We start from the raw sequence: 25,305 nt of genomic DNA, 5'->3' as shown, positions 1-25,305 counted from the left end.
AACAAAAGTTAATATTGAAGTTTGAAAGCAAAAGATTAGAATTTTTAATGTTTAGCTAACTTTGTACTTATTGAGCAAGGGGCAATTTTAGAAAAATGAACTACAATTTCCCCATCCTATTTGCCAATCCATCCTTCATCGCTCGAAATCCATATTGAGCTGGTATTATAGATTTATTAAAAATAATATTTTTTAATATTCTTATTAATGAAAAAAACAAGAAAAAAGTAAGTGTGCCTTTCCTAAAATAGTTATTAATTAAATATATGTTATTTCTAATAGTATAGTAAAATACTATCGGACTAAATTTTTCGCCTTTTAAAGTAGATTGTGAAACTTTATGCCAAATTATTGATTCAGGAACATAAAAAATTTTGTAACCATTGTTCTTTACTCGAATATTCCAATCCGTCTCTTCAAAGTATAGAAAGAACTCTTCTTTCATTACACCAACATTTTGAATTACGTCTCTTTTTATTAATAAACTACATCCAGTTATATAATCTACTTCAATAGATTTATTATACTTTTCATCATCATCTTCACCAATACCTAGATGCTTTATTAAACCAGTTTTCTTATTTATTTCACCACCTGCAAACCAAATCTTATTACTTCCATGAAAGAATATTTTAGAACCAACTATACCAATAGAATTATCTTGCTCCATCTTAGCAATAAGTGGGTCTAATGCGTTTTTTTCTACGATAGTATCATTATTGAGTAGCCAGAAGTATTCAAAGCCTCTTTCAATAGCCGCTTTAATACCTACATTATTGCCACCAGCAAAACCTAAATTACTTCCAGATTGAATAAATGATATATTCAAATCAAAAATACCAGCTCTATAATCTTCCTTTAATAAATCAAATGAATCATCTTGAGAATCATTATCAACTAAAAAGATATGGAAAGAAGAGTAATTTAATAATTCTAGTGATTTCAAACACTCAAATGTATCTTGATATGCATTCCAATTTAATAATATAATTGCAGTTTTTTGATTAGTCTCCATCTATTCACATTCCCACCTATAAAATATCTTTACGACTTCTGATATTTTATTATTATTATAATTTTAATATTAGAATGATGTATATTTTATTTATTTTGATATATATACCTTCTATATCTTCAATGAATATTGTTTTTCAAAATAACTTTGATATTCCCCACTAATAATTCTTTCCCACCATTCTTTATTATCAAGATACCATTGAATAGTTTGGGCAATTCCTGTTTCAAAAGTATACGTTGGTTTCCAACCTAATTTTTCCATTTTAGTAGGATCAATAGCATAGCGTTTATCGTGGCCTAAACGATCTGTTACATACTCTATCAAATCTTCTGATTTATCTAGTGTTTTTATAATCGTTTTTACTACTTCTAGATTTGTTCTTTCATTATGTCCCCCAACATTATAAACTTCACCAATTTGTCCTTCATGTAGAACCAAATCAATTGCAGCACAATGGTCTAATACATGTAACCAATCACGAATATTTTTTCCATCACCATAAACAGGAACTTTTTGATCATTAAGTACTCGAGAAATGGTCAATGGGATTAACTTTTCAGGAAAATGGTAAGGACCATAATTATTGGAGCAACGAGTAATATTTATTGGTAATCCAAATGTTTCATGGTACGCACGGACTATTAAATCGGAAGATGCTTTACTTGCACTGTAGGGACTATTAGGTTGAAGTGGTGTTTCTTCTGTGAAAAAAGTGGTTAGATCAAAATCTAATTCTCCATAGACTTCATCTGTGGAAACATGAACAAATTTCGTAATACCATTAGCTTTTGCCGCATCTAATAAAACTTGAGTACCTAGAACATTCGTACGTACAAAAGATTCTGGATCGGTAATGGATCGGTCTACATGACTTTCAGCTGCAAAATGGGCAACATAATCAAAGTTTTCTTTCTCAAACAAAGTGAATATTGCATCTCGATCTGCTATATCTGCTTTAATGAAATGATAATTGTCTGCTTTTTCAATCTCTTTATGTTTTGTTAAATCTCCTGCATAAGTTAATAAATCTAAGTTATATATATCATATTGAGGATATTTATTAACCATATATTGGACAAAGTTTCCGCCAATAAATCCCGCTCCACCTGTTACAAGAATCTTTTTCTTAGTCATTTATTTCACCTCTTGTTTTAATTCATTTAAATAATGTTTAAGTGAGTCTTGCCAATTTGGAAGTGGTACAAAACCTTGTTCAACAAGCTTTTGTTTAGACATTCGTGAGTTTTTCGGTCTAACTGCTCGTGTCGGATATTCTTCAGATGTAATGGAGTGCACCGTCACATTTTTATTTGCTTGTTTAAATATTTCTTCTGTAAATTGCGCCCAATTGCAGAACCCTTCATTCGAGGCATGGTAAATACCATATTTCTTGCTCTTTATCATATCAATTAATAATCTAGAGAGATCGTAAGTATAGGTTGGAGAACCATATTGATCTCCTACAACATTCAGCTCAGTACGGTTTTCAGCTAATCGAAGCATAGTTTTTATGAAATTATTCCCATTAATTCCGAACACCCATGAAATTCTAACAATAAACCATTCCTCTAAGAGAGACTGTACCAGTTTTTCACCCTCATATTTTGTTAATCCGTAGTAGCCTATAGGACCAGATGGATCAGTTTCAATAAATGGAGCTTCACCTTTTCCATCAAATACATAGTCTGTACTTATATACATGAATTTTGCATTTAATTCCTTTGCTGCATTAACTAAGTATTTTGTTCCTTCTACATTAACATTCCAACAGTTTTCCTGATCATCTTCTGCTTTGTCAACTGCCGTATATGCTGCACAATGGATGATGGCATCTGGTTTTATCTCATGAACTAAATGGTAAACATCTTGCTCTTTAGTTATATCTAAATCTTTACTACTTACCATGTTTAATCCACGACTTAATCCTTCACGAACGACATCAAATCCCAGCTGTCCTGAATAGCCTGTCACTAATATTTTCATTTCATTACTCCTCATAGAAAAAGTTATGTTCTGCCTCTTCTAAAGTAGGTGCTTTTTCATCCTTTGCTGATAAAACAGGTATAATTTCCATAGGCCATTCAATACCAATTGCTGGGTCATTCCAAATGATACCCCGATCACATTCAGGTGCGTAAAGCTCATCTACCTTATATTGAACCTCAACATCATCCGTTAAAGTCATAAACCCATGGGCAAAGCCTCTTGGGATTAGTAATTGCTTTTTATTCTCTGCACTCAACTCAATCCCAAACCACTTTCCGTATGTAGGACTTCCTTTTCTAATATCTACCGCTACATCAAATATCGCACCCTTTGTACAGCGGACAAGCTTCGATTGCGCTTTTGGATCTAATTGATAGTGTAATCCACGTAATGTACCTTTTTGGGAAGAAAAAGATTGATTGTCTTGAACAAAAATTTGATTAATTCCTGACTGTTGAAATTGTTTTTCACTGTATGTTTCCATAAACCAACCTCTATGATCACCAAACACTTTTGGTTCAATCACTTTTACACCCTGCAAGTTCGTTTCAATTACTTCCACTATTTGCACCTTCTCTTAAACTAGTATTTAATATCTCCATTTGCCACTTTCAATAAATATTGCCCATACCCAGTTTTAGCAAATAACTTCCCAGAGTCTATTAGCTGCTCTTTTTCAATCCAGCCATTTATAAAAGCAATTTCTTCTAATGCAGCTATCTTAATTCCTTGATGTTCTTCAAGAGTGCTAACAAAATTGGTAGCATCTACCAAACTTTTGTGTGTACCGGTATCAAGCCAAGTAAATCCTCTTCCGAGGAGTTCAACGTTTAGCTCACCTAATCCTAAATAGGTTTCATTTACAGATGTAATTTCAAGCTCCCCTCGATCAGAAGGTTCAATATTCTTAGCGATATTAACAACTCGATTGTCATAGAAATATAAACCTGTTATAGCATAATTTGATTTAGGTTCTTTTGGTTTCTCTTCAACACTTAATACTTTTCCATTTTCATCAAATTCAACTACACCAAATCTTTCAGGATCCTGTACATGATAGCCAAACACTGTAGCTCCACTTTCTTTTTGAGCTGCTCTTTGAAGAATTTTTCGCATACCACTGCCATAATAGATATTATCACCTAATATCATTGCTACTGAATCATCACCAATAAATTCTTCACCAATAATAAAGGCTTGGGCTAACCCATCCGGGCTTGGCTGAACCTTATACTCGAGGTTAATGCCATAATGAGATCCGTCACCTAATAATGCTTCAAAACGTGGAGTATCCTCTGGAGTTGATATAATTAGTATGTCTCTAATTCCAGCTAGCATTAGTGTAGACAAAGGATAGAAAATCATAGGCTTATCATAAATTGGTAATAATTGCTTACTTGTAACCATCGTTAATGGGTATAAGCGAGTTCCACTACCACCGGCTAAAACTATTCCTTTCACAACTAACAGCTCCTCATGTGCAATAAAATTTCAAAATGAATTTTAATATATTAATCAATCTATTTTCCCTTTAATTCCACAACTTTACCTATTTTGTAAATATATAATAATAAATACTGGATTCTTTATTTCTAGAAATAAAGAATATAAGTTTGTTTTTTTAGTTATTACTTCAATTTTCATATACTGACCAATCTATTAAATAGAGTAGAATTTATATGTTGTTTAACCTATCTTATATGATATAAAAATAATTATTTAATTAAGAGTAGGTACTTTTTAATAGTTTATTTAAATTAGTCTCCCATTCCCTTATTATTACATCCATCTTAAAATCTTTTACTCTTTCAAGACTCAAACTCTGGAAGTATTCTCTGCTTTCTTTTTTTATTATTAAATTTTTTAATTTATCAATAAATTGGTTAATATCATAATCATTAATAAGAATTCCATAAGTCCCATTATTCAAAATCTCTTTAGGTCCACTATTACTAAAACTAATTATTGGTAATCCACAAGCCATTGCTTCTGTAATGACCAGACCAAAACCTTCCCACCTTGAAGTTGAAATAAATATTGATCCTGATGAGTAAAATTTACCTAATTCCTTACTTTTTAAAGATCCCTTTAAAATAATTTTTTCTTCTAATTCATTTTCTGAAATCATATTTCTAAATTTCTCTTTATCTAGACCCTCCCCTGCCACTAATATTCTCCAACCATTTTCTAACTCATGCCCAATTTTAATTAAAAAATCAAGTCCTTTTTGCTGAATTAATAAACGTCCTACAAAAATAATATTCTTATGATTTAAAGTACTTATTTGTGGATCTGAAATAGTTAATGGATTATAAATAAAACATGATTTTGTATTTAATTTTTTAAATTTTTCTAAATCATTAGCTGTTAAGCAAACAACTAAGTCTGCTTTTTCTACCCCTAACTTATAATCAAGTATAAACTCTTTATAATATTTAGAAGTATAGACATCAAAGTCGTTATGCTGCCAAGCAACAATTTTTATATTAGGAACCCTTTTTTTTAATATTGGAATTAGAGCAGTTAAAACTCCTTGACACAATATGAGGATCTCGTGTTTACTATTACTTAGGTACTCAATTAAATCTTCAGTTTGTTCTTTAAACATTTGAAATATATTGAGTGAGTTTTTGTTAACTTTGTATTTAAAATATAAAGCTCTTTTTATCAATTTTCTTTTGAAATTTATTGGGCGAATAACATGAGGTATTTTGATACCCTTCTCCACTTCATAGTAAAAAGAATTTACTCCTGAAAAATCAACTAATGAAACTTTATTTCCCTTTCTCTTCATATAGTTGGCCATCTCTATTACTACTCTTTCTACTCCACCCATATTAAAAGCCTCGTTTATAATACAAACATCCAATATCTTCTACTCCTTTATAATTAAAATTTGCCATACTATCTTCATGAACTTATTCTAGTCAAAGTATTTTTGAAATTGACTGTTATCTAATATGAATTGTGTAGTAATAATAAGGTACCCAATTTCCAATTAATAATGTCTTAACCTTCCAAAGTAAGAGATAAACAATCATTTAGCAAATTGGATTTATGATACAAAAGATAGTTATTTAATAAAAAGAGAAAACCATTTTTAAACATGAAATTCCATTATGTGAATACCTTAAACTAGGAGATAGAAGATTAGTCATTTATTTTATTTGTTTTTTCAAAATTTTTTTTACAATATCTATATTTCCTGTTACTTTCATTCCTATCAAAAAAACTATTAAACTAACTAAAGCTTTAACAACAAATAAAATTAACATAGACCAATGCCCAAATAAAAATTTTATAAACAATAATGAAGCAAGAATAAAACTAGAAATAATTAATGGATCAAGTAAAATTTTATAAAATTCTATTTGTCTTGATTGAAACACTTTTATCATTAATAAATAGTTTGCCTGAATAAAATTAAGGAAAAAAGCAATAAGTAGTAAAAGAGCAACATTTTCTATCTTACCTGACCAAACGCCAACAATAATACTAATAATATTCAAAAATGCAGATAATAAACCACTTATTAATAATAAATCTGTACGGTTAGCAGATTGAAAAATTGAACCCGTACTACTTAAAATCATTTGAATCCAAATGGAGAGTGCTAAAATTTGAAATGTTGCTACACTTCCTTCCCATTGAGAGCCAAAAAGGATAAAAATTACTTCTTTTGAGGAAAAGAATAAAAACACAGTAAGTGGCATACCAATAAATGCTAATAATCTTGATAATAAAAGGTATGTTTTTTTTATTATGTCTTTTCGATCTTCATACTCTGACATAATAGGTTGAATAACAGGTGTTATTACATTAGTTAAAATTTGATTAGGATATAAAGATAATATATAAGCCTTATCGTATAATGCCAATGCTTTTGTAGATATAAATTTTCCAATTAATATATTATCTAAATTCCTAGAAAAGTAATTAATAAAATTAAAAAGAAATTGATTTCTTGAAAAAGAATATATTAAGTTCAAATCTTTTTTTAAAATATTTTTGGTTAATTTCAGTTTTGTTCTTGGGAACATAATAATAAATAACATTATGTTTTTCACAATTGCACTAATAACTAGTGCATAATAACTAAAATCAAGTAATGCTAAAATTGTACCAACAACACCTGAAATTATACTTGAAAGAATCTGTGCAAAATTCACATCTAAAAATTTTTTTTGCCTTAATAAAATTGATTGAGGTACCATATTTAATCCACTAGATAATAGTGCTACTGCCATTACTAAACAAACGCCCACCAATTGATCATTATTGTAAAACTTTGCGATCGGCTCCGACATTAGAGCAAATAGAACACTGAATAGAATCGAAAGCAACACTGTAAAACTAAATATTCCATTTACTTGTTTATCAGTTAATTCTTTATTTTGTATAACAGCGGGTCCAATCCCCAAATCAATCAGCATTGTAAAAAAAATTAAGAATACATTAACAATAGCAACTATACCAAAATCATCAGGAGTTAATAATCTTGACAAGATCGCCAATAGTACAAATTGAATAATATAATTGGAATACTTTCCAATTGCACTAATTATTATCCCACTCTTTAATTCATTATTAAGATTCACTATTTTCACTCCATAAACTTATTAACAACAAATTCTTAAGAAATAGTAATTTAATACTACTAATTTCAAAGACTAACTGTTAATTTATTAAACTATCTTTACATTAGTTTACCTCTTTTATTATTGACTGATATACATCTAAGTACTTACTTGCTACTACTTCAGTTGAAAAATTTTCTTTTGCAAATGTTTTACATTTACTAGAAGTCTCATTATAATTATTAATAATATTTGTTAGTTCACTTTCAGGCAAAGTTTCATTATTAAGAACAATTCCTAAAGAGTTTTTATTAATTATCGAAGCTGCTCCACCCACATTTTCATTAACTATAACTGGTAATCCTGCTGTAAGATATTCTACTACTTTAATACCTATCCTACTATCTTTATGAGTCATAAATTGAAGACCAAAATCAGCTACGGTCAAATATTTCACAACTTCATTATTTGGAACACTTTTTACCGTGTAATTACTTTCTGAAATATCATAATTTTTTAATTCATTTTGAATTTTATTTACTTTTGGAGTTAACAGAAGGAAATGAAAATTAGTCATTAGTTGTTTATTTTCTTTAAAAAACTTCATATATGTTTCAAGTTGATTCCATCCATTTCCTAAACTACCAAGATAACAATAAACAATTTTACCTACTAAATTTTTTTCTTTTCTAAACTCATTTCTAAATTCTAAGTCCAATTTATTATTGTCTAAGGTAACATTGTTTGGTATTATGTAGGTTTTTGATTTAAAATCAGCTAACTTTTGATTTGCAAAATTTTCCGAAATTGCTATTATTTTGTCAGAAGTTTCATATAATTTTTTTTCTTTTTTCATCCAATAATTTATAGTTACTCTATTATTTTTCCAGTGAAATAAACTATTTTCTTCTACAAAATCAGATCTTGTATCTAATATAAAATTTACTTTATTAAAAGCTCTTTTTAATAAAGTAAAAGGGATAGCTCCTGGATACGACCTTACATGAAACACATCAATCTTATCTTTTTTTATAAAATAAATTAAAGGTATCAACATCTGATACACAAGTGGGATATGAACTATCTTTACATTGAACCAACGAGTCAAATATACTATAGGAACAACCTTTAATTTTATATTAAATTCTGATAGTTCTTCCGTTAAATTTATTATTTCATTCCTTCTAGTTATGTAATTTTTAATTGGACAAAACCAATATATACTGAATCTATGATTACTCTTCTTACTCATTTGTTTTAATAAATTAATAACTTGAGTTTTTAATATAGCATCGAATATACTTTCACAGAATATTACATAACCAATGTTCATTCTTGCACCTCAAATTCTTTTTCGTAATATTTTTTCAACACTTAAATCAATAGGATAAAAAATAATATTTTTATTGAAAATTTCATAACTAGCAAGTTATATATATACTCTCAGTTAAACAATATTCTGATTAATTTATTAATTTTCACACGAAAAACCGGACAATTTCAAAAAGAAAATTATCTATTACTAATTTAAAGAAGAACCTTGCAAAAATAAAAATAAAAAATAAAAATAATGGATTTAAATTATAATTAACATATTTTATTTAGAATTAATTATTAGATTACATTTTGATATATACACCGAGATTTCAATTTTATCGTAAACTTTTTAATTCAACATCCATTATCTATTTTATAAATTTATAGAACGGGATCATGTAGAAGAGTAAGTATGGTTATGTTGTTTACTTTTCGATACAATAATTTCCATTTTTTATTTTCAGCTTTAGAGTTGCTTTAAGCCCTATGCCAAAGTTTTTACAGTGTAATTATTAATTTTGATTTTCATTCGTAATATTGGAGGGAAAAATAAATAATTAATGAACATTTTTTGTCTTGCTACAAATCATACACATTATATTTAAAGAATATCAATAGAATTAGCGGAGAGTAATACTATACACTTGTTTTATAAATTACTATGAAATAAGGTTTTATTTTTTAGTTTGAGTAAAAAAATAGTTAAGAAAATCAAAAAAGACAGAAAAAATATATAAAATTAATACTGATATATTCTCAACTTAGCCTAAATTAATTATAATTACTACCCCTTATTATGAACTAATAATCAAAGATTTTGGAGACTTGAATTGGCATAACCTCAGAAAAACATTATAATTAAATTCAAATTCTTACAAAGGTCTCCAACTTATTATATTGTGAGGTATGAACCGATCAATTCAAAATCTCCCTTTTAACATCTTTGATTTATTCTTTCTTTATACATCATCGAATAAATCTACTGGTCATAATAAGCATTTTTGCATTAAAGTTGTAGTTGATCAGGAGATAATACATAATATATCAACCTAAAAATGATGTAATGGATATCTTTATAATATAACCTTGTTTCAAATGTAGAATTCTATTTAGATCAACAATTAAATATTGATTTAAAATTAATCACAAAAATGTGACAATTAAAGTTTTCCAAAATTTTTAAGAATATTAATATTTTTATACCTTTTCTAACACACCTAATTTTATGGATGGTCTTCCCATTGAATAATATTCAATATTATAATTCTTGACTTCCTCTAAATCATAGCAATTTCTTCCATCAAAGACAATTGGCTGTCTCATGTATTTTAGATATAAATCTAAATCTAATTCTTTGAACTCTTCCCATTCCGTTAAAATTAATGCAGCATCAGCACCATCTAGCGCTTCTTTCGTATTTAAAGCATATTCTATTTTTGAATTTAATACTTTCTTAGCATTATCCATTGCAATTGGATCATACGCAACTATGCTAACATTTTGTTTTATTAACTTATTAGTTATTACTATTGAAGCTGCTTCTCGCATATCGTCAGTATTTGGTTTAAAAGCTAATCCTAATATGGCAATTCTTTTTCCTTCAAGGGAAGTGAAACGCTTTTCTAACTTATCTAATAAAATTCCTTGCTGTTTTTGATTGACAATTATTACACCTTTTAATAACTCAAAATCATATTTTACATTTCCAGCTATTTGTACCAGAGCTTTCGTATCTTTCGGGAAACATGAACCACCGTAACCAATTCCCGCATTTAAAAATCTGGAACCAACTCTACTATCTAGTCCCATACCTAGTGCTACGTCTTCAACGTTCGCATTTACTCTCTCACAAATATTTGATATCTCATTAATAAAGCTAATTTTTGTTGCTAAGAATGCATTTGATGCATATTTTATCACTTCAGCACTACGAATATTTGTTTTAAATATTGGGATTCCGAAAGGTTTATTTATTTCTTCTAATATACCAGCAGTTCCTTCATTTCTTGTACCAATTACAATTCGATCACCTTGAAATGAATCTTTAATAGCTGATCCTTCTCGTAAAAATTCAGGGTTAGATGCAACATCAACATTTACTTTATTTTCTAAGTTGTTCATTATCAATTCATATATCTTGTCGTTTGTACCCACAGGTACTGTACTTTTTGTTACAACAACTACATCTTTTTTGACATATTTAGCAATGCTTTTTGCTACTGCCTCAACATATGATAAATTTGCGGATCCATCTTCTTTTTCTGGCGTTCCTACTGCTATATATATTACTGATGCTTCTTTAAATCCTTCTTCTAGGCTAGATGTAAAATATAAACGTTCTTCATTCATATTCTTAATCATTAGATCTTCTAATCCAGGTTCAAAAATCGGTGAAATTCCTTTATTTAACTTTTCTACTTTTTCTTTATCAATATCAATACAAGTGACTACATGACCTACTTCTGATAAACAAACACCAGTAACTAGACCAACATAACCTGTTCCTACTACTGCTATTTTCATAATTATTCACCATCTCCATATGTGGATAATTTATTTTTAATAAGCGTCTTTTGACCCAAATAAAACAATCAATGTTTTTAAAATAATTTTCATGTCTAAATGTAAACTTCTAGATGAAATATATTTTAGATCTAATTCTACCATCTCACGAAATCCCAAGTTGCTTCTGCCACTAACTTGCCATAAACCTGTACACCCAGGAGTAACTAATAATCGTTGTTTGTCGTAAGTTGTATATTTCTCGACCTCTCGTGGTAAAGGAGGTCTAGGACCAACAATACTCATATCACCTTTTAACACATTAAATAGTTGTGGAAGCTCATCAAGACTTGTTTTCCTTATAATTTTCCCAATTTTTGTAACACGCGGATCATCCTTCATTTTAAACATTGCACCGTCTACTTCATTTAAATTAATAAGTTCTTTTAGTCTTTCTTCGGCATTAGAAATCATGGAACGGAATTTATAAATATAGAATTCTCTCCCATCTTTTCCTATTCTGATTTGTTTAAAAAATACCTTCCCTTTTGGATCCTCTACCTTAATTAAAATTGCCACTATTAAAAACAATACACTCAACAAAACTATACCCATAACTGATCCAACTATATCTATAGATCTTTTGGTAATATTATAGAATCTTTTATCTTTAATCATCCCTAAATTATTTTGATTAAGGAATACGACTTCATCTTTCCCTATATTTGACATTCTCCTCACCCCTTTACCTTACATCTTTACTTGCTCTATTTGACTTAAAGACACAATTTCTTTCAAATATTCCATAATTTCTTCTTTCATATTCTCATTCTGTAAAGCAAATTCAACTGTTGTTTTTACAAATCCTATTGTCTCTCCAACATCATAACGGCTTCCTTCAAAATCATAAGCGAATACTCTTTGAATTTGGTTTAACTGTTGAATAGCATCGGTTAATTGAATTTCTCCACCAGCACCTGTTTGCTGCTTTTCTAAAGCCATAAAAATTTCAGGAGTTAAAATATAGCGTCCCATAATAGCTAAATTTGATGGAGCTGTCCCTTGTTTTGGCTTTTCTACAAAATTATTAACTTGATATCTTCTTCCTTCCTGTGAACCAGGATCAATAATTCCATAACGACTTGTATCTTGATCAGGTACTGTTTGTACACCAATTACAGAAGCTTGCGTTTCTTCAAATTGATTAATTAACTGCTTTAGGCAAGGAGTATCACTTTGAACAATATCATCTCCTAAAAGAACTGCAAAAGGCTCGTCTCCTATAAAACTACGAGCGCACCAAACAGCATGTCCAAGTCCTTTCGGTTCTTTTTGTCGAATATAATGGATATCTGCAAGATTTGATGCATATCGAACCTTTTCTAGCAAATCTAGCTTACCTTTTTGAGCTAGATTTTCTTCTAATTCATGAGCATAATCAAAATGATCTTCAATTGCACGTTTTCCTTTTCCTGTAACAATGATAATATCCTCAATTCCTGATGCTACTGCCTCTTCTATTATGTATTGAATGGTTGGTTTATCGACAATTGGCAGCATTTCCTTTGGCATAGCTTTTGTTGCAGGTAAAAATCTTGTTCCTAGGCCAGCAGCTGGTATAATTGCTTTTCTTACTTTTTTCATTAAATTTCCCCCTACAATAAAATTAAGTATAAATAATGAAGAAAATAAAAATCTCATGATAAATGATGCTTTACATCGTCTATCATGAGATTTTTATTTATTTATTTATGATATAATCCCCCAAGCTACATCTTGAGAAATGGTGTCTACGATAGTTCTCTATTTCTACTATTAAACTGGACACCTCATTTATAACGAGCTAAAAAGCGCTGGAGAGCTAGCTGTTCATTATTATTAGTAAATTTTAAAAGATACCAAAAAATTTTTTCTTTTTAATCATATTTGGTATTTCTTTGTAAATATTTTGATTACTAACTAATAGTTCAGCGTTTTCTGTAAATAAATAGACCACATCAACACCGTAATTTGACTCTATATTGTCATATGCTTCAGCTAACTTGAAAGAACGAGTTGTGATATTATGAGCATCAGAAGCAATAAAATGAGTTAGATTGGCTTCTATCAGTTGATTGGAAAAATGCTTGATCTGTTTTCCAAAGTACCCGCAAATACTTGCAGCTGTTACTTGTGTAAGTGTACCTTTTTTCACAAATTGATAAAGAATTTCTGGACGTTCCATGATTTCTCTATTACGCTCTGGGTGAACAATAATCGGAATTAGACCTCTTAATTGTATGTCATAAAGTAATCTTTCTGTGTAGCCTGGTACATGGTCTGAAGGAAGCTCAATAAATAAATATTGTGATTCTGAGAGTGGCAATATTTCATCCTTCTCATAATCTTCTAATAATTCCCCGTAAATTCGATTCTCTTGTCCAGGAAGGATCAAAAGTGGAATTTGTTCATTCATTAATACCCCGTTTAATTCCGATACCTTTTCCTTTATCTCCTGCTTTAGATTATCAAAACGACTATTTCGGTGATGAGGGGTAGCAATTATGGTCCGAATGCCACTTTTAACAGCTTCCTTTGCCATTTGGATGCTTTCCTCTTTTGTTTCAGGACCATCATCCACACCTGGTAATATATGGCAATGGATATCAATCAAGCGAGTCACCTCTTATCCAGTCAATTAGAAGCCTATTGACTCTAAATCTAGTCATTTTTCGAACTATATTTATAGTTATAGTAATAATAATTAGAGGCTTTGGAGCGTTTTTTATTATTTAAAACTACTCCCAGAATTTTTGCTTTCGAACTTGCAAGAACCTCTTTTGTTTTTAAAGCCGCTTCTTTTTCAACAATGCCGCTTCCTACAACTAATACAGATCCATCACATTTATTGGCTAACACTTGTGCATCGGATACAACAAGTACTGGCGGTGTATCAAATAATACAAGATCAAATTCCCTCAATGCTTCTTCTATAAAGCGATCCATCGCATTCGACCCAAGAAGCTCAGAAGGATTTGGCGGAATTGGTCCGCTTGTTAACACATATAAGTTATTTACATCTGTATTTTTAAACACGTTTACAAGAGAAGTTTGATTCGTTAATACACTCGTTAAACCTGTTGTATTTAACAGATTAAACGTATAATGGGCAGTTGGTTTTCGTAAATCGGCATCAACTAATAGTACTTTTTTTCCTTGCTGTGCAAACACAACCGCTAAATTAGCAGTTGTTGTTGATTTTCCTTCCTCTGGACCCGCTGATGTAATTAATATTGTCCGCATCTCTTGATCAACCGAAGAAAAAATAATATTCGTTCGAATGGTTCTGTACTGTTCTGAAATTGGGGACTTCGGATCAAGCATTGTAATTAATGTCTTTGTCTTCAGAAAAAGCTGTTTTGACTTCTTACCTAATGCCACTCATCTCACCTCGCAAATTCCTTTTTTCTTTTAAACGTTGAGAATGTACCTTGCCTTCATTAATTTCCGTAACAGCGCCCAGCACTGGTAATCCTAGTACTTTTTCAATATCTTCCTCGCTTGTGATTGTGTTATCTAAATATTCAAGTAGGAAAGCAATCCCTACACCAGCCATTAGTCCAACGACTAATGCAATTGCCATATTTAAGGTTTTGTTTGGTTTAATTGGAGCTGGATTTTCAGCAACCGTTGCAGTAGTTAGAATAGTGACATTATCTACTTTCATAATGCTGCCTATTTCTCTTTTAAACACTTCAGCTGTCTTATTAGCAATATCTGCTGCTAATTGCGCATCTGGATCGGTTACTGAAAGATTCATAACTTGCGAATCCTTTTCACTTCCGACAGTAATTTTACTATTTAACGTAGAAAGCGACATTGATAAATTAAGCTCTTCTTTTACTTTATCTAAAATAACAGGACTTTTTAAAATAACGTTATACGTATTGACTAACTGAATGTTCGTTTGAACTTCATTAAAAGCATAAGCTGTTTGTTGATCTTTAGCTTGATTAACAAGAATTTGTGTTGAAGATTGATAAATTGGGGTTAAAAAATAAAAGCTGACAATTCCACTCGCCAATACGGCTAACACGGCAATGGAGATGATAAGAATCAACCTTTTTCTTAATATCAGTAATAATTCCTTTAAGCTAATTGTCTCCTCCATGGCTTCCTCCTAGAAAAAGAAAAATATTTATCTATTATTATATCATAACGATGAATTTTCTAGTCTATTTTTGTTGAAGAATGATTTCTATCTTCTGTCATTTAGTGAATTTTACACTTTACATTTAATAAAATAAAAATTTTTCATAATAAAAAACTTTTTTTAATAGTGTTAAAAGTATTGCTATTTTTGAAGAAATTGGAGGTAAGAAATTAATTTATTATTAAATAACTTCGTTTATTTTATTAATTAACTTTTTATTAGCTATTTTTATACTACATATGTAAAAAATTCAAATCACGTGTTAGGGCTATTTTGATCTCGTTGTACTATCATAAAAATATTGAAGTATATTTTAACTTTAATAAAAATAGGGCATTAAACCCTTCCTCACATCACACTCTTGACGACAAGCGTCTAAGGAGAACATAAAGGTCTCCCACAGCGTAACCGAGTGCCTCCAATGATATAGGTTTAGGAGACATTACCTAAAAAAATTCGAATCTTCCGACTTTTGTTTTTGACAAATTTCTATAATCGATCAGAATTACTGCAATGCCTTCATTAAAGACTTTTCATTTATTAACTTGAGTATATGGCTTACTATCATCAAAAAATATATTTTCTAGTAACTGAACCATTTCGGGCTGTTCTCTATAACGTACATTTATTTTAGCACCAACACTTTTTATCGTAAAGAAATATTTTTTGTAGGATTTTGTAGCAATTCAAAATATTTGTTAAGGATATTCGTATATTGTTAACTTATTGTTCGAGTTTCATTGAAAATATTGTTAATAATTTCAACATTATTGCAACCGATTACAATATTGATATATAAAGGTTGTTCCTACCTGTTCAATATATTGAACTTACCCTAATAATCCGACCTATTAAGACAATAATGATATTGTCGAAAAATAATTTTTTTACATATTTTTAACAAACACATTTATTGTTAATATTTACTAATTTAAAAATTAGTTTGGACTAAATACTCTGCTCCTTCTATATATAGGACTGATTTTATCAATCAATTAAATCTTAGGTATCTTTTCCTACTTTCTTCTATAGTAATACATGACAATGAGTTCAGTTCATTCAATAGGAAGAAAGCTTTTTTACATGTTTCTGTCTACAAATATAACTTTATACAGATTAACGTCTCATTTCTTTAAGTAACAGGTTCATTTTACTCATTCTTCATAAAAAAAAAAGCCCGACTTTAATCCAATATGAATATGAACAGACAAATACTTAGAGAGTAGTTCTTCTTGATGATGTTTAGCAGGACATTTTCACTAAAGAATAATGCTATACCTTAAATAGTAAGAGTGGTTCAGGAAATTTATACTATCCCCTCATTATTATTAATTCAATTTTTGAGGAATTGGTGATTTTCAATTCAGTATTAGAAGTGGTAGTGATAGCTGACTTCATTTATGAAAATAATAATCTGGTATATATTTTATATAGGTTTAATGCAGGGTTCGCTGACGCTACTGGAGGCGGATGGGGACCTATCGCCACTTTAGTTCTATTATCCAAAAAAGGGATGACTGCACGAATAAGTAGTTGGAACTGTTGATACCAGTGAATTTGCGATTGCCCTTTCTGCCACATTTGGTTTCGTTATTTCCCTCGGCTGGGAATCAGTGAGCTGGCTATGGGTTGTGGGCACTTATAATAGGGGGTTTATTTGCTGCTCCAATCGCTGCATGGCTCGTACGATTTTACAAACTTGGATTTCAAATGAAGCGTATTATCCATTCATCTACAGTCTTATTATAGTAGGATGGGCTTTTGCTATATTAGTTGAGATACGTAAAATGAGAGCAGCTAATATTGATTCGTGGAAAGAGAGATTTTTAAATTAAATACTCAACTATTTAAAAATCTATCGAAATAAGTAAGGACCTTAACTTTTAAAAGAGGATTCAGACTGTAGACAAATCCCTAAAAAGGATTGTCTGCAGTTTTTTTATATTATTTATGCACTATTTTTATTTTAGGTAATGAAAGTGACAAATGCCATCTAAGTTGAATGGTTCTTTATCAACAATCTTCAGCCTCACAGAATTTTGATGATGAATGACCACACATTTATGACGAATCGGGCCACTTTATTCTACCTACATTAGATGTAAACGGAAACAGGCCACTTTCTCTTTCTGCGTGTTCTTATTAAAATAGGAACAGTTAATACGATTTTTATTATTGATTATAATCCCATAACACCATCCACCCATCCTTACCTTCCACAACAAACACATCCTGATGAATATCGAAGTGGCCGTATTTTCCTCTGAATTCCTGTACAACAGGGACCTTGTAAACTAGTTTAAACGTTTCTGAGTCCTTTGACATTTTCCAGCCTTTTATTTTTTCTGGCTTCGCAAACGTATATTGAAAGGTTTCGACTCCAAAGTGGTTCATAAAGACATGAGCTCGATCCTGTATATAGACTCCTTTACTGAATTTCATCTTCATCACTGGATGAAACAACTCCCACGATTTTGCGAAATCTCCTGCCTGTTCATATTGATAAAAACGATCCACCGCTCTCGTTACTTCTTGACTTGGGGAGTAAAAAATCAAGCGTAGGAATAAAAAAAGACCTAAGACGATGATAAGCGCCGCTGCCACAAGCAGTATACGTGGTGACCTTCTCCTTCTCATGTCATGAAACTCCCCTTCTACGTTGTATTCTTCATTATTAGTATGAGAAACAAGCGGGAAATAGTAGTAGATTAAGATAGGGGATTTGTGAAAATTCATGCAATGAATTTGAAAATGTCTACTTTGTTTCATTGTTTAATATGCATATTGTTTTTACTGAATGACGATCTCTTTAAATTGGAAATCTCTACAAACAAGACTGGTATATCTAGCATTAGTAGAGAACAAGCAACGATAGACCATTAGAAAACAGCCAATTTGAAAGATCTAAATGATACGTATTTAGAATATTTTTTAAATCACAGTTGACAGGTAGGATAAATGAGTTTAAACTATCGAATATCAACAAATTTTATCTATTAAGTAGGAATATTCACACTACATTTATTTATTTCATAAGTTAATAAGAAATTAGCTGATCAGACAACTGAAGGCGCCTAATCAAATAACATCGGTTAGGAGCCTTTTTTATTAGTTCAATGCTTAAAGGGGAATAAACATGAAAAAACTAATTGTATTGGCATTTGTAGGTTTTTTGGCACAATTAATTGATGGCGCTTTAGGGATGGCATATGGAGTAACATCGTCTTCCCTTTTATTAGCATTCGGTATAGCACCAGCAGTTGCATCTGCTTCTGTTCATCTTTCTGAAGTCGTGACGACGGCTGCATCCGGTGTCTCCCATATTAAATTTGGTAACGTTGACCGAAATTTGGTCTACCGTCTTATCATACCTGGATCCATTGGTGCTTTCATCGGGGCTTGCTTTTTAAGTAATTTAAATGGGGATGTTGTCAAGCCATTTATTGGCGTATTCCTTTTTCTCCTAGGATTTTATGTTCTTTTTCGCTTCCTTTTTAAATTTAAAAACGGCGAGGAAAAAGAAGTAAAGCCATTGTCTGTCAAACAATCGATTCCATTAGGATTCATTGCAGGTTTCGCAGATGCAACCGGTGGTGGAGGATGGGGTCCCATTACAACTCCTATTCTTTTATCTAAAAAAGGGATGACTGCACGCAAAGTAGTAGGAACGGTTGATACAAGTGAGTTTGCGATTGCCCTATCTGCAACAATTGGTTTTATTATTTCACTCGGCTGGCATGCAGTGGATTGGCTGTGGGTTGGAGCACTTATGATCGGAGGTCTTTTTGCTGCCCCAATCGCCGCATGGCTCGTTCGAATTGTACCTGCTCAACTAATGGGTATTTTAGTTGGAGGATTTATTATTTTAGTTAATGCTCGCACCATTTTACAAACATGGGTTCCAAATGAATCTTCTTATCCATTCATCTATAGTCTTATTGTAGTAGGATGGGCTGTTGCTATATTAGTAGGAATACGCAAAATGAGTGCCGATAAAAAAGGTTTGGTGGAAGGAAAGCCTTTAAAACTAGATACTCCGCCTGTTTAATTGTGATACAAAAATCTTAGAATAAGGATGAAATCCTCTCTTAAAATGATTTTAAAGGGAGGATTTTTTTGTTATACGAGCATACATAAAGTGAAAGCGTCCTCTTTAGAGTTGAAAACGCCTACTTTAATATTGAATACGCCTTCATTTAGCTTGAAACCGCCAACACCCAACTTAAAAGCTTCTACTTCAAGTACTTTATAAAATACAATCAATAAGTTTAAAAATCATCATATAGTAAATAATAAAAAGTATTTCCGTTATGTTTACTTTTAGTTTACGTTTGATTTCCATTATAATAGAATGAAGAGGTGAGAGAGGTGGATTTTATGTTAACATTAAAAGATAAACAAGCTGCTCTAATGGGCGTGAACGACTTAGCTTTAACGTTTAAATCTCATTCATCTTTAGCTAAATACCTTATTAAAGGGTTAGATCCAAGAATTCCAACCGTTCGCTCCATCCAAGCTAGTCTGAACGAAGACAGTTTCCAAAATGATGAAGTACTCGAGCAAATTGTAAAGACATTAATTTTCGGCCTTATTGAAGATGAAATGGCTGAAAGCGGGCGACATTACTCCCCTTCTGAATTAGCAAAATATTTTGGTGTCAGTAGACAAACCTTAAATAAATGGGTAAATGCAGGACGATTTTCTAATACTTTTAGAACAAGTACAAGAAAACATGTTCAAATCAGTGAGAACGAATATTTTATTAGTCCACAAGGAGAGCATATTCTAATAAAAGAAGTTGTCCAAAACTACAAAAATAATTATCAAGAGTTAACAGATGCTGATGAAGCAATTGAACTAAAAAAGGAAATCGTCTATTTTCAAAATAAATATGGTCATGACTTAAACTCCTTTTTAGATGCAAGAGGCAACCGTTTATCAAACGAAGAAAAGGAGGATGTGGAAGAATGGAAGTTCTTCCTAAAAAAATATCAAAAATATGAGTGAATTCTTTTAAAAGATTGTCTGTGAGTAATAATCTATTTTTCTAAAAAAACCTCTATATTTCTATTAATTTACAATTAAGCGTCTACTTTCACCAAGAAGTAAAGTTCCTGTTTAAATTAGTGAAACAAGAAAATTATGCTTCGATCGTCTTAATCCCAATAATTAAATACTATACCTCCAATCTTTTTAGGTTTCCAATGAGCTATTTGCTCAAGTTCTGCACGATTCAATTCATTTCTATTCTCTAAACAAATCATTCCATTAATCTCTTTTATCAGTACAGGTTTGTTGAGTTCATAACTGCATATAACTTTATAATATCTTCCAAAATCTCTATATAACTGGGGTTCATCGATAAAAGTTATATTTTCAAGATTAACAGAAGCTGCAATTGACAAATAAGTATAATGTTCATTAAGCAAAATGTATAAATGCTTATTATAAATCTCAACTTCAACCTCATAAAAATTAACTGTATAATGTGGGTCTTTGAAAGCCAATATTTTACCGCCATTCAGCGTTATAATTGTAAAACATAGCTCTTTAAATAGTTTACTATCCATTTTTGGCGGCTGATTCAATTCCATATCATAAAATCCAGTTATACCATTAGGAAGCTTCAATTAATCAACACCTCCGCTTTTCATTATTTAAGCAAGGGAAAGCCTATTGCGCTTTCCCTCTTGTATTACAGCCTAGGATCAACTGGATCTGCTTCCAAAGCAAGAGTAGCTAAAACACACTCATGAATACGTTCTATAGAATCCTTATTAACATATCTCTCTACACCTTCCATACCCAAGGCGAATTCCATTAAGGCATGTCGTTGTTTCTTGCCTACATTCCTTTCTTTAAGTCTTTTTAGGTTTTCAGGAAGTAAATAATCGATTCCATAAATAATGTGTAAATATTTGCGCCCTCTTACTTTGATTGCAGGCTGAAGCAATTTTCCTTTTTCATTTCTGGAAATAAAGGTTTCAGGTTTGACAACAAAGCCTTCATGACCATCTTCGGTTATCGATGTCCACCAGCTTATTGCCTCTTGCATCGTTGTTTCATCTGAGACGACCATAAACTCTGTTTCAATAAACAAATTAGATAACAAGCTAAACTCTCGATTTCTTTCCATATGCCATAGGTGAGATTGATCAAAAAAAGTTTTACCGCTATGAGCTAAGAGATGGAATGGAGCAATCTGAATTCCCTTGATCCCTTCCGTATTCCAACAATATTTTTGAAATACTTCTCTAAAGACATGAACATTTTGAAGTTTGGAAGTTATTTCGTCTAACCATTCACTTACTCCCTTATTATGGTTTAATGCCTTCTCCAGCTTTTCTTTCAGCTTTGTGCGATCCATCATGGCAATCTCAGCAACATGAGCATACTGTGTGCTAATCAGTTCTTTAGCCTTTAAATTCCAAGGAAGAATCTCTGCATCTAGTAAAATAAAGTCTGTCTGATACTTTTCAAAATAGCTGTATCGATGTAAATCTTCATTTAATTTTCTTGTTAATTCTTCTTCTATTTCTTTAGAAAAAAACGGCCTTCCAGTACGTGTATAAATCGTTCCTAACGTTGGTCTTCCTATATATTCAATCGCTGCATCGCTGTCTTTAAATAGAAGCAAAATCCCCCTGCTCCCCATATGCTTCTTTTCAACAACCATCGTTTGGATTCCATTGGAACGATAGTACTCGAAGGCCTCCTGCGGGTGCTCCAAATAGTTATCGAGCTTTGAAGGCTCAGGTGTTGGACTCATAGTTGGGGGAATATAGATAAGTTCTTCAATCGGCACAGTAAGATGAGAAACTGAATCAATGACAGATTTTACAACCCCCTCTTGAACTTTGATCTCACCATACTGTTCGGTTAATACAGAATAACCATTTATAAATCTAGCAATATTAGGAGGGTTGAAGCGCTTTTCCTCCCATTCTTTTAATGGATTATCTTGAACTCCTGAATAATCCCGTTTAGCTTTAACAAATAAAAACTCTTTTTCTGGATATCTAAAAGCTGTCAATCTCCCTCCAAAAACGACACCCTGGTCAATATTTATCGTGTTATTGATGATAAGTGGCTGCGGTTTTGGATCATGTCCCCAAATAATCAGTTCTTTTCTCTCATGCCCAGTATACCAATCTTTCCTGACAGGTTTTCCTCGCTCATCAAAACCATCGGTGTCCCCATATCTAGTAAAATCTGAAATAATGCGAGACTGTTTTCCAATATAGTCATCTCTGATTCCAGCGTGGGTGACGACAACGACTCTTACTCCATTCTTTACAAAAACGTAATGGGAAGGGGCGTTTAGCAAGAAGTCTTTTAGCTCATTTTTTAACTGAAACGCTTTTTCTTCACCGAAAGCTTCTAAATATTGTTTAAATTCTTCCGCTATTTTTTCATCACCGTGAGATAAAGTCACGTTTCGACCTTCAAGCCATCTTGCAATTTTCCAACCATGATTACTATCAATCATATATGCTAAACCAGCGTCCACGTGTTTTTTAAAAAAGATCATACTATCTAATGAACGCGGACCACGGCTCATCACATCTCCAACAGAAACAAACTTTCTGCCTTCAGGATGAATAAAGAGTCCGTCTTGATTGGGGGCATAGCCTAACTGATCAAGGAGTTTAATAAGTTCATCAAAACAAGCATGAACATCTCCAATGAAATCCACACCTGGACCTACCTCAACTTCAAGAGGATTCATTTTGCGACTGAGTTGAATCTGCTCCACTTCATCATGCCTTACTATATAGAGGGAACGAAACCCTTCTTTTTTAATAAATCTTTTGTTTTTCAAAAAGGTTTGAGCTTGCTGCTTAACCCTCCGCTTGCCTCTTGGAAAATCTCTATTTGCATCACGCTTGAGTAAAATTTCTTCTGGTATGTCAAACACAATCGCCATAGAAGGCACATGTAATTTATGAGCAAGCTCAATATACCTCTTTCGATCCTCTGAATAAAGATGAGTCGCATCGATTATGGTTAGCTTCCCTAACTGAGCTCTAGTTTCAATCATAGAATCCATCGCTTCAAACGCTTTTTGAGAAATTAATTGATAGTCATTTAATAATATGTCCCCTTCATCCTTCGGTCGATTTGACCAATCGATAAAATCAGTATCGCCTACTAGTAAACGAAACTGATCTGAGCTTACGACTTCTGATGGCTTCAATATACCTTGTCCAATCCATGTTTTAAGAAAAGTCGTTTTCCCACTATTTGATGGTCCAATCAACAAAATAATTCCTGCATGGGGTAAAAGAATTTCATTTCTCATCTTTCAACCTCCTTTCTGACAAATGTACACATCTGTGTCGGGTGCCCGTATTCTTCATGCTCTAATCCAATCCCCTCAAACTCCATCGAGTATAAAACGTTTTTAATCCACGTTTCACACTTGGATTTAAATTCTTGTCTCGTCCATTCAAACCGATGGTCGGAATGACGTACGATTTCATCCATTGCATAAACCTCGTTATATTCTCGATTAGGGGTCGTTACAATCAACGTTTTTGGTTGATATTCTCGAAAAATCGTCTTCATGATATTCGGTAATCGATATTCGTCAATATGTTCGATTACTTCACATAAAATCATGACATCCTTATTCAGTAATCTTTCATCATAATAAAAAAGTGACCCTAAAATAGGAGTAGGACTCACATGAGTTTGATTGTAGCTTGCTTTCTCAAACCGTTGAATGGCTCGCAGTTGTGCGGTTTCAGAAGGCTCCACAGCAAGGACTTCTTTTACATCTGGGATATTCGACAATCGTACAGAAAGTTTCCCTTCTCCTGAACCAAAATCGACAATCGAGGCTCTCTGCGAAAGAGATTTAATTTTTTCAACAACCGCTTGGTAACGCAATTCGTTTAAACGTACCTTTGGTGCTGAAGAGTGCTCTTCTTCGTCATCTTTTTTAGCTAATGAGGGAAATTGATTAATTAATTCTGAAAAACGGAGTGACTGTTTTATAATGTATTCTCTTAAAGGATGGCTATCTAACCACCCTTCCCCATACCGTACTAGTTTCTCTATTTCATGTTCGTCTATAAAATAATGTTTATAGTTATCTATGACAGGAATCAATATAAATAAATGCCGCAATGCTTGTTGTATCGTTTGCTGACCTTTTAGATGGATAAATCTTGATGAGCTTCGTTGTTTCAGCTCGAAAGAATAGTTTGTTTCTCCTCGCTCAATTTCCACTATATAACCTAGAGGGTGCAGCAATTCCACAATATTTTCATCAGATAAATGAGAAGCAACTGGGCCAAAGTTCATATGTAATTCAAACGGATGATTCACCCATTTCTGATATTCTTCTTTTGGCTTGCCATTTAAGGCTGTTCCTAGAGCCTTTCGTATGTTCGTACAGAACAAACTGCTGACAGCAAATTCTCTATCATTAATATACTGTGTAATATCAAAGGCATTTGCGCTGTTTCTTACTAATTCGACTGGATCAGGGGTTACAAATATAACAACCTCTACTTCTTTTTCATCAAAAACCGTATATACCAAGCGTACACGATTTGATTTTTCATCCCGATCATATAAATTATAAGGATTTTTTGCTATTAGATAAGATAATATCTTAGCCCCATCTCCTACTGCTTTAACACTTAATTGCATATACCTTCAGCATCCCTTCAAATCTCTTGTAGTTTCCTTAATTTGTTTATTCA

General features: G+C 31.7%; 20 protein-coding genes and 1 pseudogene. 3 read left to right on the top strand and 18 right to left on the bottom strand.

Features of this window, described 5'->3' with window-relative positions:
• Positions 1-100: 100 nt before the first annotated feature.
• From FDO66_RS04110 to FDO66_RS04045, 14 genes are all read right to left on the bottom strand, one after another.
• On the bottom strand, positions 101-1,015 hold the full coding sequence (locus tag FDO66_RS04110; protein ID WP_141431118.1) for a glycosyltransferase family 2 protein: 915 nt from the start codon (positions 1,013-1,015) through the stop codon (positions 101-103).
• Positions 1,016-1,126: 111 nt separating this feature from the next.
• The gene (gene rfbB / locus FDO66_RS04105) at positions 1,127-2,152 is read right to left on the bottom strand and encodes a dTDP-glucose 4,6-dehydratase (protein ID WP_141431117.1); all 1,026 of its coding nucleotides are present in this window, start codon (positions 2,150-2,152) and stop codon (positions 1,127-1,129) included.
• The gene (gene rfbD / locus FDO66_RS04100) at positions 2,153-3,001 is read right to left on the bottom strand and encodes a dTDP-4-dehydrorhamnose reductase (RefSeq protein WP_141431116.1); all 849 of its coding nucleotides are present in this window, start codon (positions 2,999-3,001) and stop codon (positions 2,153-2,155) included.
• 4 nt (positions 3,002-3,005) lie between these two features.
• Positions 3,006-3,566 (bottom strand): dTDP-4-dehydrorhamnose 3,5-epimerase, encoded by a 561-nt coding sequence (gene rfbC / locus FDO66_RS04095; protein ID WP_141431115.1) that lies wholly within the window; start codon positions 3,564-3,566, stop codon positions 3,006-3,008.
• 20 nt (positions 3,567-3,586) lie between these two features.
• Entirely contained in the window at positions 3,587-4,465 is an 879-nt protein-coding gene (gene rfbA, locus FDO66_RS04090; protein ID WP_141431114.1) for a glucose-1-phosphate thymidylyltransferase RfbA, read from the bottom strand.
• Positions 4,466-4,727: 262 nt separating this feature from the next.
• Positions 4,728-5,873 carry a glycosyltransferase gene (locus tag FDO66_RS04085; RefSeq protein WP_141431113.1) on the bottom strand — a complete coding sequence of 382 codons (1,146 nt, stop codon included), beginning with the start codon at positions 5,871-5,873 and terminating at the stop codon, positions 4,728-4,730.
• Between the two features lie 289 nt (positions 5,874-6,162).
• Positions 6,163-7,602: a lipopolysaccharide biosynthesis protein gene (locus FDO66_RS04080; protein ID WP_141431112.1), complete on the bottom strand. Its 1,440-nt coding sequence runs from the start codon at positions 7,600-7,602 to the stop codon at positions 6,163-6,165.
• A 103-nt stretch (positions 7,603-7,705) separates the two neighbouring features.
• A complete protein-coding gene (locus FDO66_RS04075; protein ID WP_141431111.1) occupies positions 7,706-8,914 on the bottom strand; it encodes a glycosyltransferase in 1,209 nt (402 codons plus the stop codon).
• Positions 8,915-10,095: 1,181 nt separating this feature from the next.
• Positions 10,096-11,421, bottom strand: coding sequence for a UDP-glucose dehydrogenase family protein (locus FDO66_RS04070; RefSeq protein ID WP_141431110.1), 1,326 nt, complete (start codon positions 11,419-11,421; stop codon positions 10,096-10,098).
• Between the two features lie 36 nt (positions 11,422-11,457).
• Positions 11,458-12,132 carry a sugar transferase gene (locus FDO66_RS04065; RefSeq protein ID WP_141431109.1) on the bottom strand — a complete coding sequence of 225 codons (675 nt, stop codon included), beginning with the start codon at positions 12,130-12,132 and terminating at the stop codon, positions 11,458-11,460.
• 18 nt (positions 12,133-12,150) lie between these two features.
• Positions 12,151-13,044 (bottom strand): UTP--glucose-1-phosphate uridylyltransferase GalU, encoded by an 894-nt coding sequence (galU, locus tag FDO66_RS04060; protein WP_141431108.1) that lies wholly within the window; start codon positions 13,042-13,044, stop codon positions 12,151-12,153.
• Between the two features lie 244 nt (positions 13,045-13,288).
• Complete coding sequence (locus tag FDO66_RS04055) at positions 13,289-14,053, bottom strand: tyrosine-protein phosphatase (RefSeq protein WP_141431107.1); 765 nt, start codon at positions 14,051-14,053, stop codon at positions 13,289-13,291.
• Positions 14,054-14,100: 47 nt separating this feature from the next.
• On the bottom strand, positions 14,101-14,820 hold the full coding sequence (locus FDO66_RS04050) for a CpsD/CapB family tyrosine-protein kinase (RefSeq protein ID WP_395939743.1): 720 nt from the start codon (positions 14,818-14,820) through the stop codon (positions 14,101-14,103).
• A complete protein-coding gene (locus FDO66_RS04045) occupies positions 14,807-15,550 on the bottom strand; it encodes a YveK family protein (RefSeq protein WP_141431106.1) in 744 nt (247 codons plus the stop codon). Before FDO66_RS04045 ends, FDO66_RS04050 begins: the two co-directional genes overlap by 14 nt.
• A gap of 1,483 nt (positions 15,551-17,033) precedes the next feature.
• On the opposite strand from FDO66_RS04045, the pseudogene FDO66_RS21175 reads away from it, so the two are divergent.
• Positions 17,034-17,427 (top strand): annotated as a pseudogene (locus FDO66_RS21175) (TSUP family transporter); the annotation flags it as partial.
• Positions 17,428-17,764: 337 nt separating this feature from the next.
• On the opposite strand, the gene FDO66_RS04035 reads toward FDO66_RS21175, so the two are convergent.
• Positions 17,765-18,229, bottom strand: coding sequence for a hypothetical protein (locus FDO66_RS04035; RefSeq protein ID WP_141431105.1), 465 nt, complete (start codon positions 18,227-18,229; stop codon positions 17,765-17,767).
• Between the two features lie 499 nt (positions 18,230-18,728).
• Here FDO66_RS04035 and FDO66_RS04030 point away from each other — a divergent pair, with 499 nt between their 5' ends.
• The gene (locus tag FDO66_RS04030; protein WP_141431104.1) at positions 18,729-19,640 is read left to right on the top strand and encodes a sulfite exporter TauE/SafE family protein; all 912 of its coding nucleotides are present in this window, start codon (positions 18,729-18,731) and stop codon (positions 19,638-19,640) included.
• Between the two features lie 329 nt (positions 19,641-19,969).
• Positions 19,970-20,599 (top strand): helix-turn-helix transcriptional regulator, encoded by a 630-nt coding sequence (locus tag FDO66_RS04025; protein WP_141431103.1) that lies wholly within the window; start codon positions 19,970-19,972, stop codon positions 20,597-20,599.
• 149 nt (positions 20,600-20,748) lie between these two features.
• On the opposite strand, the gene FDO66_RS04020 is transcribed toward FDO66_RS04025, so the two are convergent.
• From FDO66_RS04020 to FDO66_RS04010, 3 genes are all read right to left on the bottom strand, one after another.
• The gene (locus FDO66_RS04020; protein WP_141431102.1) at positions 20,749-21,222 is read right to left on the bottom strand and encodes a hypothetical protein; all 474 of its coding nucleotides are present in this window, start codon (positions 21,220-21,222) and stop codon (positions 20,749-20,751) included.
• 65 nt (positions 21,223-21,287) lie between these two features.
• Positions 21,288-23,894 carry a polynucleotide kinase-phosphatase gene (locus FDO66_RS04015; RefSeq protein WP_141431101.1) on the bottom strand — a complete coding sequence of 869 codons (2,607 nt, stop codon included), beginning with the start codon at positions 23,892-23,894 and terminating at the stop codon, positions 21,288-21,290.
• Positions 23,891-25,252, bottom strand: coding sequence for a 3' terminal RNA ribose 2'-O-methyltransferase Hen1 (locus tag FDO66_RS04010; protein ID WP_141431100.1), 1,362 nt, complete (start codon positions 25,250-25,252; stop codon positions 23,891-23,893). The genes FDO66_RS04015 and FDO66_RS04010 overlap by 4 nt, the downstream gene beginning before the upstream one ends.
• Between the last annotated feature and the right edge of the window lie 53 nt (positions 25,253-25,305).

The organism is Bacillus sp. 03113, from assembly GCF_006546985.1.
GTDB lineage: Bacteria > Bacillota > Bacilli > Bacillales > Cytobacillaceae > VATK01.
Note: the sequence above shows the minus strand (reverse complement) of the source record. Positions and strands in the feature narration are given on the sequence as shown.